This is a genomic window from Shewanella sp. BJSY2023SW005 (assembly GCF_047314585.1).
Classification (GTDB): Bacteria; Pseudomonadota; Gammaproteobacteria; order Enterobacterales; family Shewanellaceae; genus Shewanella; species Shewanella algae.
Genome location: NZ_JBKORJ010000053.1, coordinates 57,413 through 70,271, shown reverse-complemented (window position 1 = coordinate 70,271; position 12,859 = coordinate 57,413). Strand labels below are relative to the sequence as shown.

Annotated in this window: 11 protein-coding genes; 5 read left to right on the top strand and 6 right to left on the bottom strand. The window is 53.7% G+C overall.

All coding sequences use genetic code 11. The features are described from left to right. The first annotated feature begins 160 nt into the window (after positions 1–160). The 5 genes from nrdD (at position 161) to ACMHXI_RS16110 (ending at position 4,954) form a co-directional block, all read left to right on the top strand. A complete protein-coding gene (gene nrdD, locus ACMHXI_RS16130; protein ID WP_044734729.1) occupies positions 161–2,278 on the top strand; it encodes an anaerobic ribonucleoside-triphosphate reductase in 2,118 nt (705 codons plus the stop codon). A 49-nt stretch (positions 2,279–2,327) separates the two neighbouring features. After that, positions 2,328–2,801, top strand: a complete 474-nt coding sequence (gene nrdG, locus ACMHXI_RS16125) for an anaerobic ribonucleoside-triphosphate reductase-activating protein (RefSeq protein WP_025011145.1) — start codon at positions 2,328–2,330, stop codon at positions 2,799–2,801. A gap of 151 nt (positions 2,802–2,952) precedes the next feature. Next, positions 2,953–3,309: a YibL family ribosome-associated protein gene (locus ACMHXI_RS16120; RefSeq protein WP_025011144.1), complete on the top strand. Its 357-nt coding sequence runs from the start codon at positions 2,953–2,955 to the stop codon at positions 3,307–3,309. Positions 3,310–3,477: 168 nt separating this feature from the next. Further along, positions 3,478–4,095, top strand: a complete 618-nt coding sequence (gene ribA, locus ACMHXI_RS16115) for a GTP cyclohydrolase II (RefSeq protein WP_025011143.1) — start codon at positions 3,478–3,480, stop codon at positions 4,093–4,095. A 10-nt stretch (positions 4,096–4,105) separates the two neighbouring features. Beyond that, positions 4,106–4,954 (top strand): hypothetical protein, encoded by an 849-nt coding sequence (locus ACMHXI_RS16110; protein WP_071237933.1) that lies wholly within the window; start codon positions 4,106–4,108, stop codon positions 4,952–4,954. A gap of 6 nt (positions 4,955–4,960) precedes the next feature. Here ACMHXI_RS16110 and ACMHXI_RS16105 read toward each other — a convergent pair whose 3' ends face one another. The 6 genes from ACMHXI_RS16105 to ACMHXI_RS16080 all read right to left on the bottom strand — a co-directional run bounded on the left by ACMHXI_RS16105 (position 4,961) and on the right by ACMHXI_RS16080 (position 12,857). After that, on the bottom strand, positions 4,961–5,422 hold the full coding sequence (locus ACMHXI_RS16105; RefSeq protein WP_025887169.1) for a hypothetical protein: 462 nt from the start codon (positions 5,420–5,422) through the stop codon (positions 4,961–4,963). Between the two features lie 132 nt (positions 5,423–5,554). Beyond that, positions 5,555–5,905, bottom strand: a complete 351-nt coding sequence (locus ACMHXI_RS16100) for a VF530 family DNA-binding protein (RefSeq protein ID WP_044734725.1) — start codon at positions 5,903–5,905, stop codon at positions 5,555–5,557. Positions 5,906–6,078: 173 nt separating this feature from the next. Then, positions 6,079–8,451, bottom strand: a complete 2,373-nt coding sequence (locus ACMHXI_RS16095; RefSeq protein ID WP_028780784.1) for a S8 family serine peptidase — start codon at positions 8,449–8,451, stop codon at positions 6,079–6,081. Positions 8,452–8,994: 543 nt separating this feature from the next. After that, positions 8,995–9,315, bottom strand: a complete 321-nt coding sequence (locus ACMHXI_RS16090; RefSeq protein ID WP_413735597.1) for a rhodanese-like domain-containing protein — start codon at positions 9,313–9,315, stop codon at positions 8,995–8,997. A 76-nt stretch (positions 9,316–9,391) separates the two neighbouring features. Then, entirely contained in the window at positions 9,392–9,610 is a 219-nt protein-coding gene (locus ACMHXI_RS16085; RefSeq protein ID WP_101056374.1) for a DUF2892 domain-containing protein, read from the bottom strand. Between the two features lies 1 nt (position 9,611). Beyond that, complete coding sequence (locus tag ACMHXI_RS16080) at positions 9,612–12,857, bottom strand: efflux RND transporter permease subunit (RefSeq protein ID WP_413735474.1); 3,246 nt, start codon at positions 12,855–12,857, stop codon at positions 9,612–9,614. Positions 12,858–12,859: the final 2 nt, after the last annotated feature.

Here is a 12,859-nt window from a genome sequence, read left to right as displayed (position 1 = left end):
TCGTCGGCACTAATCCCATAGTGTTGTTCATCCTCTTCAATACCATGATCCAGATCATGGTATTGAAGAGCGATTTGTCGCTTAATTCTCTACATATTGTGCTTGGTTAATAAAACACCACTATATATGGTGTTAAATAAACAACATGGAGATTAGAGAAATGCCGGTAGTGATTAAGCGGGACGGGTGCCGTACTCAGTTCGACGAAACAAGGATAAGGGATGCGGTGCTGGCAGCCTCTAGCCACTGCGGTATAGAAGATGTGGACTATGCGGCCACAGTCGCAGCGCTGGTCACCCAGGCGGTAACCGACAAGGCTGAGGTCAATATCCAGGAGTTGCAGGACAGGGTCGAAAACCTGTTGATGGAAGGGCCGTACAAGCAAGTGGCCCGTAGCTACATTGAATATCGTCACGACAGAGATATCTGCCGTGAATCCAGCAGCCGACTGAATCTGGAGATCCGCGGCCTGGTCGAGCAGAGCAACGCGACCCTGCTCAACGAAAATGCCAATAAAGACTCCAAGGTGATCCCCACCCAGAGGGATCTCCTGGCCGGTATTGTCGCCAAACATTATGCCAAACATCATATCCTGCCCAAGGATGTGGTTGCCGCCCATGAGGCCGGTGAGATCCACTATCACGATCTCGACTATTCGCCTTTCTTCCCTATGTTCAACTGTATGCTGATCGATCTCGGTGGCATGTTGACCCAAGGGTTTAAGATGGGCAATGCCGAGATTGAGACACCAAAATCCATCTCGACTGCGACCGCAGTTACCGCGCAGATCATCGCCCAGGTCGCCAGCCATATTTATGGCGGCACCACAATCAACCGCATAGATGAAGTGTTGGCCCCTTTTGTGGCCAAGAGCTACGACAAGCATTATCAAACTGCACTCAAGTGGGGGATTACCGATGCCAAGGCGTTTGCCACAGAGCAGACCAAGAAAGAGTGTCACGACGCCTTCCAGTCGCTGGAATATGAGGTCAATACCCTGCATACCGCCAATGGTCAGACGCCTTTTGTTACCTTCGGTTTCGGTTTGGGTACCAGCTGGGAGTCGAGGCTGATCCAAGAGTCTATTTTGCGGATCCGCATGGAAGGCCTTGGCAAGAACCGCAAGACAGCGGTTTTCCCCAAGTTGGTGTTTGCCATTCGTGATGGTATCAACCATAAGGCCGGCGACTGCAACTACGACATCAAGCAGTTGGCGCTCGAGTGTGCCAGCATCCGCATGTATCCGGATATTCTCAACTATGAGCAGGTGGTCAAGGTTACTGGCTCATTCAAGACTCCTATGGGTTGTCGCAGTTTCCTTGGCACCTATGAGGAAAACGGCGAGCTGCTGCATGAAGGTCGCAACAACCTAGGCGTAGTCAGCCTGAACTTGCCGAGGGTGGCGCTGGAAGCCAAGGGTGATGAAGCCGAGTTTTATCGCATTTTGGATCAAAGGCTGGAGATGGCCCGCAAGGCGCTGGATACCCGCATCGAACGTCTGGCCAACGTCAAGGCCAGAGTGGCGCCCATTCTCTATATGGAAGGGGCTTGCGGAGTGCGCCTGCGCGGTGATGATAACATTGCCGAAATCTTCAAAAACGGCCGAGCTTCCATCTCTCTGGGCTATATAGGCCTGCATGAGACAATCAATGCTCTCTATGGTACAGACACCCATGTGTTTGACGATGAAACATTGAGGCAGAAAGCAGTTGCCATAGTGGCTCACCTCAAGGCGGCTACAGTGCGCTGGAAAGAGGAAACCGGTTATGGTTTCAGCCTCTACAGTACACCGAGCGAGAGCCTGTGCAGCCGTTTTGCCAAGCTGGATGCCAAGAGCTTTGGCCTGGTTGATGGTGTTACCGACAAGGGCTATTACACCAACAGCTTCCACCTGGATGTGGAGAAGAAGGTAAATCCTTACGACAAACTCGACTTCGAACAGCCGTATCCCGAGCTCGCCAATGGTGGTTTCATCTGCTACGGCGAATACCCGAATATGCAGCACAACCTAGAAGCGCTGGAGAATGTCTGGGACTACAGCTACAGCCGGGTGCCTTACTATGGAACCAACACACCAATAGATGAGTGTTACGACTGTGGTTTTACCGGTGAGTTTATCTGTACCAGCAAGGGCTTTACCTGCCCCAAGTGTGGCAACCATGAGCCCAGTCGGGTGTCTGTGACCCGCAGGGTTTGCGGTTATCTCGGCAGCCCGGATGCCAGACCCTTCAACCATGGCAAGCAGGAAGAGGTCAAACGTCGGGTTAAGCACCTTTAACGACAAACTGTTTTATAGGCGCCCCTCGGGGCGCCTTGTGGATATAGCTATGAACTATCATCAGTATTACCCCGTGGATGTGGTCAATGGACCGGGCACCCGGGTAACCCTGTTTGTCTCCGGTTGTGAACATCAGTGCCGGGGTTGTTATAACCAGTCAACCTGGGATCCCCGCTCCGGGCATCCTTTCGACCAGGCGATGTCTGACAGGATCATTGCCGATCTCAATGACAGCCGGATCCCGAGAAGGGGCTTGTCACTTTCAGGTGGTGACCCACTGTTTCCGGGCAATCTTGACGCCATCAAGGCCTTACTGCTGCGGGTGCGGGACGAATGCCCTGGAAAGGATGTCTGGCTCTGGACTGGTTATCGTCTCGATGAACTCAGTCCGGCGCAGCGGGAATTGCTCGGGCTTATTCATGTGTTGGTGGATGGCAAATTCGTGCAGGAGCAAGCGGATCCGTCGCTGAAGTTTCGTGGTTCGGCCAACCAGGTGATACATCTGCTCAACGACCCTCAGTAAGTACAAAAGTGAAAACTGGTTAACACAATTGCTTTTCCCTGCTAAAAAACCCCGTCACCTGGGCTTGAGTTGCTGTTATACTTCTGTCCGGCACATTTACGGCAACCAGGCCGTCCATTCTCAGGGTGCCGGGATTTTGTAAGGTAACAGAATGAATTTGAAGCAGGAGCTGCAACAGCTCAACGATAAGCTGGATCAGTATCGCCGTAAATTGGCCGCCGCAGAGCAACGTGGCGATGGTCCTATCATTGCCCAGTTTCAGCGGGAAATCGCCGCCGTCAACAAGCGGATTGCAGCCATCAAGGGCCAGCAGAGTCGGCAGCTTGGCAAGCAGGGACAGTCTATTCGCGATCTGCCTTTTAGCCGCGAACTCACCAAAGCCGAACAGGCCGACATGGGCAAACTCAAGAAGTCTGTCCGGGGTTTGGTCGTTGTGCATCCCATGACAGCGCTGGGCAGAGAAATGGGTATTACTGCCGTTACCGGGTTTGCACCCAAGGCATTTTAACTGCCGCCGTGACAGCAGATAATAACCAATGAATTTACTTGGGTATTCCGGTCGGTGGTAAAAACGCATAAAATGACCGGCCTGAGTACTGAGCACGCTTCACTATTATCTTGATTTTGAGGGATGTTAACCGTCTCAGGGAATGAGAGCAGTCGTTAAGGTTAATTCATGTCTATTAAATTTATCGCCACCGCCAAATTGCCAACCCCTTGGGGGGTGTTTGCCATGCATGGTTTCGAGGATACCGAAACCGGTAAAGAGCACGTGGCGCTGACTTTTGGTGAGCTCCAAGCCGATAAACCCATGCTGGGACGGATCCATTCGGAATGTCTCACCGGAGATGCCCTGTTCAGCCTGCGCTGCGACTGCGGCTTTCAACTGCAGACCGCGATGCAAAATGTCGCCGAAGCCGGTCAGGGCTTTATTCTCTACCTGCGTCAGGAAGGTCGTGGCATAGGGCTGTTGAACAAAATTCGAGCCTACGAGTTGCAGGACGATGGCGCCAATACAGTGGAAGCCAACGAGCGTCTGGGCTTTCCGGCCGATATGCGCAAGTACGATATGATTGCGCCCATGCTGGAAAAAATTGGCGTTCACAAGGTTAGGTTGATGACCAATAATCCGCGCAAGGTGCAGGCGATGAAAGATGTCGGCATGGAAGTTGTCGAGCGGGTGCCGCTGCAGGTGGGCAAAAACCGTTACAACGAAGCCTACCTCAAGACCAAGTCTACTGAGCTTGGCCATATGATGTCTGAGTATCATTTCACCGAAGGTCATCAGGACTGAGTCGGCAAAGATGAAGTCACCGGGGAAAGCATCAACCCAAGTTGGTTTATTGAGTGTGTCTTCCCTGGGGCTTTTGCTGCTTGCAGCCCCAATCTTTGCCCAAGAGTCCCCCGGCCACGCCCGGCCGCCGGACAACTCCCACTATGCCTTTGGCAGCTATCTGGGCAGCGGGGTCTATCGCGCGTCCGAACAGGATGCTACCGTCATCAGCTTACCGCTGGACTTTACGCTGGAGCAGAGTGAGGACTCGGAGGTCTTGCTGCGCCTGCCCATCTCTGTAGGCTTTTTCAACTACAGCCTTGAAGATGCCGGTGAGTTCGAATTGCCTTCCAGTGTTGGTACCCTGACCGTGACCCCAGGCTTTGAAAAGCGTTGGCGTCTGGATGAAAACTGGCGCATGGAGGCCTATGGCGATCTCGGTTTTGGCAGTAATTTTGACCAAGGCGGTAATGTCGCCATCATGGCAGCCGGCATCAGTGGCTTGCGTCATTTTGAGCTGTGGCAGGCAGATTCTCTGTGGGTGACCCGACTGAAATTTGCCGCCTACAGTGAACGGGCGTTTAGCATCAGCCAGAGCTTTTCCGTATTGCAAACCGGAGTGGATATCGGCTTGCCTTATCACTGGTCCTGGCAGGGGTTACAGATGCAGCCCAGGGTGTTTGCTTTGGGTTATTGGTATTTTGACCAGTTACAGTTTGCCGGCGATCTCAACCAGGATACTTTGGTGTCCGGCAGTGTTGAGCTGGGGGCCACCCTGGCCCTTGCCAAGCCAGTGCTTGGCATAGACAGATTGGGGATCAGTTACCGTAGTGGTGATGGGCTGGAGATCTGGCGCCTGGTGTTCAGCATGCCCATCTGAGCCGCATCAGCCCTCAGTGGCGGCGTTCTTGTCCTGGCGGGCTTTCTCGTTGAGCAGGGCGACCAACTGACCACTGACGGCGGCAATCTGATCCTGCAGCAACTTACGCTCTATCTCGGCCGCTTCAGAATCATCACCATTCAGTTGCTGTAGCTGCTGCTGCAACTCTTTGAGCTTGTCCTGCAGCTCTTTAATCTTCTTGTCAATTTCAGACATATCCGAGGTATCTTCCTCGGCGGCTTTCTGCGCTTCTGAGGTTTGCTCCGAATTGTTCCTATACAGCTGACCACCTATATCATCCGCCAGCGCCTTGCGACCTGCAGAAGAGATATTCACTTTATCCTGGCTGTCCGAACTTGTGGCAGCACTTTCCTTGGCTGCGTCTTTGTCGGCCACTGTGACTTCACTCAGGTTGCGGGGACCGGTTCCCTGAGTGGCGATTTGACCTAAGCCTGCAATGTTCATCATTAAACTCCTTGGCGGCATCTGTTCGTGCTGATAGTCGATAACGACTTATCGGCTGCAAGGGGAAGAACTTTAGCAGCTTTAAGGCAAAATTGGTTAAAAATATAGCGGGTTGCGTGTTGTATCAGTATCTGCCTAGTCGCTCTTTTTACCCCAGATATGGGCATTGGTTTGAGGCTTGTCGGCACAGGTTTGTTTGGCTGGCTTTTGCCTTGTGGCCGGGGTTGAACTGCCCAGCAGGTGAGGCGGAATGGGCAAGCCCTTGCTGGTCAGATAGAGGCGTTCCAGTTTTTCCCTGGCCCATTGGGTCTTTCGCAAAAAGGTCAGGCTCGATTTGATGCTGGGATCATGGCTGAAGCAGCGCACTTTTATCCTTTGTGCCAGGCCATCAAAGCCGTACTGCTCCACCATCTCTGTGAGTATCGCCTTGAGGGTCAAGCCGTGCAGGGGATCTTTGTTGGCTTGAGGGGAATCGGAAGCTGTCATGAATGGGCCTTGGTAGCTGGTGTTATAAAAGCGGCGCCAGTATAACCGAGAAACTTTTCAAATGCCTTGCAAAAAGGTTGAAAAAGTCGCGTCAAACTGTCCGGCAGCTCTTCAGCCAAGGGGAAACCATCGAGAGAGGAAAAAGGGGCCGTAGCGGCCCCTTGAAAGAGAGATTATTTAAAGTGCAGTGACCAGCTGTCGATGTAGCCTACGTCACGGCGACCCGAGTCGACGGCCTTGAGCAACCAGGTACCACTGGACTCGACACCTGTCATATCGACCGAATAGCTCTGGTTGATATTGTCGGTGCCTTTGCCTGTGTTGTCGTGCAGCACGGCAATCTGGCCATTGGGGCTGTGCAGTTCAACCTGCAGATCGCCAATGTAAGGGTGCACTATGCTGACATCTACAGTGACCACACCCGAATCACCGCTGCGGCTGACGCTGATGGGGCTGGTAATGCCTGTGCTGTTGTTGTCGGGAATATTGGCATTATCACCATTGGTGTAGCTCGCTGCGCCGCCACCTGGATTGGTGCTGCTTGAGCCTGTGTAGCTAGCCACCAGGCTGGCACCGCTGAAGCTGCTGTAACCGCGAACCATCACATAGTAAGTACCGGCTTGAGGGCTGTTGACCGAACAGCTTTCAGTGTTGCCGCCTTTCCAGGGGCGACAATCAAAGCTGCTGGTGGTTGGAGCCGCGCCGTACTGCATGTAAAGGTCGGCATCACCTGTGCCGCCACTCAGGTTGAAGCTGAGGTTGGAAGCGCCGGCAGGCACATCGAGGAAGAAGTGCAGTTCATCGTCTTTGGCACCACTAAGGTTGTTGACTGCCACACCGTTTTCCAACTGACCATCGCTTGGTGTGCCGGGATCGCTCGGGCCATTACAGGAGGCATCCAGATATTCCTTGGCAGCCACGGCATTGACCAGACCATAGCCGGTGCGATCGTCACGACCGGGGACATCCAGATCTTCGGCGGTGGCTTTCAGCGCCTGACGCACCTGGGCGGCACTACACTCAGTGTGATAGCTCCATACCAGAGTTGCGACGCCGGATACGTGTGGCGTCGCCATGGAAGTACCGTTGTAGTACTCATAGTCTTCGCCAGTGGTGTTGGATACGCTGGCCTGCTGACCGATTTGGTTACGCAGCGCCAGACCGGTTTCACGGTCTACAGACACAGAAGCCTTGGTCAATTCAGTGTTTGAGTCCACCAGGAAGGGGTTTTGCAGTCCGGGCAGATCGCTGTTGGAGTAGACAATAGTCGCTGCCGCACCGGCGTTGTTACAGGCGCGAACCGCATTGATCTCGGGATAACCGGCACCTTGGTTTTCCAGACGCTGCACCAAACAGACTTTGCCTGTCATGTTGCCGCAGTTGTAGTTGCCGCCGCTGGTGTCACACTCGGCCAGTTCGCCGCTGGCACTGGCGCTGATGGGCGAGGGCACATAGTTGCTGCCCGATGGTACAAAGCGGTTGTGAGGCACCACCCCTTCGGCAAACAGCGACTGACCCGCAATGACAATATCAGCCAGACGTCCTTCGCCGCGAGTCACGGTTGAGAGGATTGCTTCACCCGGGCCGGAGATTTCGACCTGATTGGTGTACTGGGAGAAGGCCGAATGGTCTTTGTTGCTGTCGACCGAGGCCACCGACATTACCGCATCATAGGAAGCCGGGTAACTATGAGTGTTGTTGCCATCGTTACCGGCCGCAGCAATCAAGAGCACGCCATTGTTAAAGTGGTTGGTCATGGCATTGCGCTCAGTGGTGCTGGATCCTGAGCCACCCAGGCTCATGGTGACCACATTGGCGCCATTGTCGACACAGGTATCCACGGCGGATACCAGTGAAGAGGAGTAACCCCAACCTGACTCGTTGAATACCTTAATCACATGGATATTGGCGTTCTGATTCGGCATCACCCCAACCACGCCTTCATTGTTGGCGATGGCGGCTATGGTGCCGGCAACGTGGGTTCCGTGGGCATTGTTATTGCCCGGCTCGAACCAGTTTCCGGTGCCCGAGTTGTTGGTACCTGTGACATTGTTGCCACTGAGATCCTGGTGAGCACGATCATAGCCGGAGTCTATGATACATATGGTGCGATTACCGCTGAGGTTATCGGCCAACTGAGTCGCGCCGACATAGGTTTGACCCCAGGGCGTGGTTTCACTCAGCAAGCGGCGGGGCATATCTTCTTCGACATACTCCACATCGGTGCGGGCACGCAGCGCCTTGAGCCCGGGGTTATCCAACTTGACGCTGTAGCTGTGGCTGCGACCAATGCGCTTCATTTCGCGAGCCTTAACGCCGTTAAGCGCTCTGTGCTGGCCGAATACCTGATTCAGTTCGCTTTGGCCACTCATGGTTTGCAGGCCGTTGTTGTCCTTGAACTTAACGATATAGCGCTTGGGCAGGGGCGACTGCTGTGACAGATCATTGGCTTGAGGCTTGAAAGGTGCGCCATGAACACCGGCAGAGACTGCCAGGGCCAGCATGGACAGACTCAGGGCCAGCTGTTTATTTGTTATTTTTTTCATACTTGTCTTCCGTGTAACAGATCTTGGTTTATTGTCCTCGGGCACTTCAGCATTCACTGAAATGACCCATTTGCAATCTACCGCTATGAAAAAGTCATGTAAAACATATGTTAACGGAATGGCGTTCTATTTCAGTTTGGTTGTATTTCACTTTTTGTGAATAAAAATTCATTTTAGGTGTTGCTGTTACTAAATGTATCAGTAGCGGGTGCATGAAATTTTGCCGGGTTTGAATAAGATTCGATATGAGGTTTGATTGAGCCCTGAGATACGTGAAAGATATAATTGATTGATTTATAACTTTAATTATGTCTCTTATTCTAATTTGGCATAAGTAATTATTCTGAAGAATAATCGTTGCGAAAAGGAGACTTTAGTATGGGGTAAAGGCGACTTTTTGACTGAGTGTGCAAATTTGACACTTGCACGTTATCTTGGTTTTTGGTTTTTTGTTAATTATTTGTGCTACTTGTTTCGTAAAAAGGCCCACTTGAGTGGGCCCGGTTGCATGAGTGGCGCAGTACTTAATGGTTATCTGGTCAGCTAGTTGCCGGCGCTGGCCTTGAGGCTATCATAGCCGCCACCATTGTAGACTTCCTGATAACCGGCTTTTTCCAGCGACTCTTTGGCAATACCTGAGCGGCGACCGCTACGGCAGTAAACAACTACCGGGGTGTCCTTGGCAATGCCCTGTTTGGCAAAGGCTTCGGTTATCTGTTCAAAGGGGATATTAACCGCCTCTGGCAGATGTCCCTCTGCATATTCCTCCGGGGTTCTGACATCCACCAGCATGGCGCCCTGGGCGACCTTGGTCAGTGCCACCTCGGGAACCATCTGCTCGGCACGAACGCTGAGGCTCAGCAATACACCAAAAAGCAGAGTCGTTAGCCACAAGAATTGGCGCTGGGTACGGGTTATTATCTTCACTTACATTCCTTAATCAGTGGGTATTGGCCTTGGCTTGTTCAGCCTCCGTTTTCATACCGAATTTACGCATCAGCATGCTGGCAGGACAAAAGCCGGTAAAAGCACTTTGGAATAGGTTAGCGCCAACAAACAGAGTTAGCCATACAAAATTGTGATGGACAGTGGCGGTTAACAGTAATGACAACATCACCATAAATCCGGCAAAGGCCATAGTGGCACGTTCTACAGACATTTTAAGCTCCTTTGGCCGCCTGGGCCTGGTTGATCACTGAGTCGATGCGCTTGCGCATCAGGGCATAGTAAAGTACCGGGATCACCACCAGCGTTAGCAGGGTGGAGATCAGGATCCCGAAGATAAGGCTGATGGCCAGACCGTTGAAGATCGGGTCATCCAGAATAAACATGGCGCCTATCATGGCCGCGAGGGCGGTGAGCATAATAGGTTTGGCCCGCACGGCGCCCGAGTGAATGACCGCCTGTTCAAATGGCACTCCTGCAGCGGTTTCCTGGTTGATAAAGTCCACCAAGAGTATGGAGTTACGCACTATGATCCCCGCCAGCGCTATCATGCCTATCATGGAGGTGGCGGTGAACTGGGCGCCGAGCAAGGCGTGCCCCGGCATGACCCCGATAATGGTCAAGGGGATAGGCGCCATGATAATCAGCGGTACCAGATAGGAACGGAAGTGGGCCACCACCAGGAGATAGATGGCAATCATACCAACCCCATAGGCCAGGCCCATATCACGGAAGGTTTCATAGGTTATCTTCCATTCGCCATCCCAGAGTACGCTGATGGCATCCAGGCCATCGGGTTGGCTGAAATAGTGCTGGTTGAAACCAAGGCCACCTTCTGAGTCGATATCCGCCGCCATTTCAAACATGCCGTACAGTGGGCTGTCGAGTGGCCCGGCCATGTCGGCAATCACCATGATCATCGGGATCATGTTCTTGTGAATGATGGGCGCGTCTATCTGTCCTTTGCGGATTGTCACCAATTCGGCCACGGGCACAGTGCCGCCATGGAGGCTGTCGAGGCGTAAGTTAAGCACTGAAGTCAAATCCAGTTTGTCGGCCTCAGGTAGTTCCAGGCGAATTGGCACTGGGCGTTTCTGCATCGGTTTATGCAGCACATTGATATCCTTGCCGCCGACAGCGGTGGCCACCAGATCCACTATGTTGGCGTAGGGTACGCCCAGCAGACTGGCCTTGCTGCGATCGATAAGCACCTGCCATTTCTGTTGTGCCGCCGGCAGGAAGATATCGATATCCACTACATCCTCGGTCGCCTGGAACAGGGACTGCAGCTCCCTGGCCGCCTGCTGGCGAATATCCTGGCTGGGGCCATAGACCTCGGCCACAATCGGCGACCACACTGGCGGGCCGGGGGGCACTTCCACCACTTTGACATTGGCGTTGAAGCCCCGGGCGATTTGCTGCAGCGGGCCGCGCACCGCCAGGGCTATGCTGTGGCTGTCTCTGTCCCTGTGTTGTTTATCACTGAGATTGACCTGAATATCGCCAAGCTCCTGACTGTTGCGGACAAAGTAATGCCTGACCAGGCCGTTGAAGTTAATCGGGGCATGGGTGCCGGCGTAGAGCTGCAGATGCTGCACTTCGGGTACAGTCACCAGATAATCTGACAAGGCCTTGAGGACTTTTTCCGTCTGCTCCACCGGCGTGCCTTCCGGCATATCCACCATCACCTGGAATTCGCTCTTGTTGTCGAAGGGCAGCATCTTGAGCACCACCAATTGGCCGACTGGCAGGGCCACGGCCATGCCTATCAGCACAAACACGCCGGCGGCCATGCCTACACGGGCCTTGCGGCTCTCGAGGAATGGCTTGATAAGCCGGGTAAACAGCCTGAGCATCACAGGGTTGGCATTGTCGCTGTGCCCCTCGCCACCCTTGTGCCTGAGCAGTTTGTGGCTGAGCCAGGGGGTGACCACAAAGGCCACAGCCAGGGAGATCAACATGCCCATGCTGGCGTTGATGGGAATAGGGCTCATATAGGGGCCCATCAGCCCCGAGACAAAGGCCATCGGCAGCAATGCCGCAATAACGGTAAAGGTCGCCAGAATCGTGGGGCCACCCACTTCATCCACGGCGGCGGGAATGAGTTCACTCAGGCTGCGTTTGCCCATGGCCATATGACGGTGGATGTTTTCCACCACGACGATGGCATCGTCCACCAAAATACCTATGGAGAAGATCAGCGCAAACAGGGATACCCGGTTGAGGGTAAAGCCCCAGGCCCAGGAGGCGAAAAGGGTAATCGCCAGGGTAATGACAATCGCCACACCTACCACCAGTGCCTCGCGCATTCCCATGGTGAACACCACCAGGATAACCACAGCGGCGGTTGCAAAGATCAACTTGAAGATCAGAGTGTTGGACTTATCTGCCGCCGTTACGCCATAGTTGCGTGACACAGTGACATTGACATTGTCCGGAATAAGCAGGTTACGGCTCTTTTCCACCTTGGTAAGGATAGCATCGGCCACATCCACGGCGTTTTCACCCGGTTGTTTGCCTATGGCTATGGTCACTGCCGGAAAGACGCCTTTAGCTTCTGCTTCGGCGCTGTGACCGTTTTGATGCCAGGCGCCATAGAGGGGAACGTCGGCCTTGAGGCTGATATCGGCAATATCACTGAGGAATACAGGAGCGGCCTTGCCTTGGCTGTCATTGTGCACCGCGACCACCAGTTGCTGCACATCCTCCAGCGAACGCAGGAACTGGCCGGTCTGCACCTTGATCTCCTGGTTATCCTGCACCAGAGACACGGGCATGGAGACCGTATTGTTGGCGCCGAGCGCCCGGTTGATGGCATCGAAGCTGACACCATAAAAACTCATTTGGGCCGGATTGATGCGCACATTGAGCACCAACTCATGGGATCCCATGGACTCGACATCTCGGGTGCCGGGAATGCGCTTGAGTTCGGTTTCGAGCCCATGGGCCACATGAGTCAGTTGCTGAGCAGAGACACCGGGCTCCTCTGACCAGAGAGTCAGGCTGACAATGGGCACATCGTCTATGCCCATGGGTTTTATCAAGGGATCGCCCACTCCCGCGGCTCTGGGCAGCTTGTCCAGGTTGGAATAGATCTGGTTGTAGAGTTTGACTATCGCCTCGTTACGGGGCACGCCCACCTCAAAGATGACGATGATCATCGCGCCATCGGGCTGCGAGAAGGAGTAGAGGGTATCTATGCCTTTTATCTGCGAGATCACCTCTTCTGCCGGCAGGGTAACCAACTGCTCGACTTCGGTCGGTGTGGCACCGGGGAAGGGGATAAATACATCGGCAAAGGTCACATCTATCTGAGGTTCTTCCTCCTTGGGAGTGACCATAATGGCAAACATCCCCAGCAACAAGCCCAGCAAGGCCAGAAGCGGCGTAATGGCACTGAGCTGGAAACTGGCGGCAATGCGGCCGGAGATGCCGGTGTTATTTTCGCTGTGATTAGCCATGA

Excerpts from the sequence above, each read along its gene's own strand:
- ACMHXI_RS16110 (WP_071237933.1), top strand. The coding sequence starts at position 4,106 with ATGAAGTCACCGGGGAAAGCATCAACCCAAGTTGGTTTATTGAGTGTG.
- ACMHXI_RS16095 (WP_028780784.1), bottom strand. The coding sequence starts at position 8,451 with ATGAAAAAAATAACAAATAAACAGCTGGCCCTGAGTCTGTCCATGCTG.
- ACMHXI_RS16080 (WP_413735474.1), bottom strand. The coding sequence starts at position 12,857 with ATGGCTAATCACAGCGAAAATAACACCGGCATCTCCGGCCGCATTGCC.
- ACMHXI_RS16085 (WP_101056374.1), bottom strand. The coding sequence starts at position 9,610 with ATGTCTGTAGAACGTGCCACTATGGCCTTTGCCGGATTTATGGTGATG.
- nrdD (WP_044734729.1), top strand. The coding sequence starts at position 161 with ATGCCGGTAGTGATTAAGCGGGACGGGTGCCGTACTCAGTTCGACGAA.
- ACMHXI_RS16120 (WP_025011144.1), top strand. The coding sequence starts at position 2,953 with ATGAATTTGAAGCAGGAGCTGCAACAGCTCAACGATAAGCTGGATCAG.
- ACMHXI_RS16100 (WP_044734725.1), bottom strand. The coding sequence starts at position 5,905 with ATGACAGCTTCCGATTCCCCTCAAGCCAACAAAGATCCCCTGCACGGC.
- ribA (WP_025011143.1), top strand. The coding sequence starts at position 3,478 with ATGTCTATTAAATTTATCGCCACCGCCAAATTGCCAACCCCTTGGGGG.
- nrdG (WP_025011145.1), top strand. The coding sequence starts at position 2,328 with ATGAACTATCATCAGTATTACCCCGTGGATGTGGTCAATGGACCGGGC.
- ACMHXI_RS16105 (WP_025887169.1), bottom strand. The coding sequence starts at position 5,422 with ATGATGAACATTGCAGGCTTAGGTCAAATCGCCACTCAGGGAACCGGT.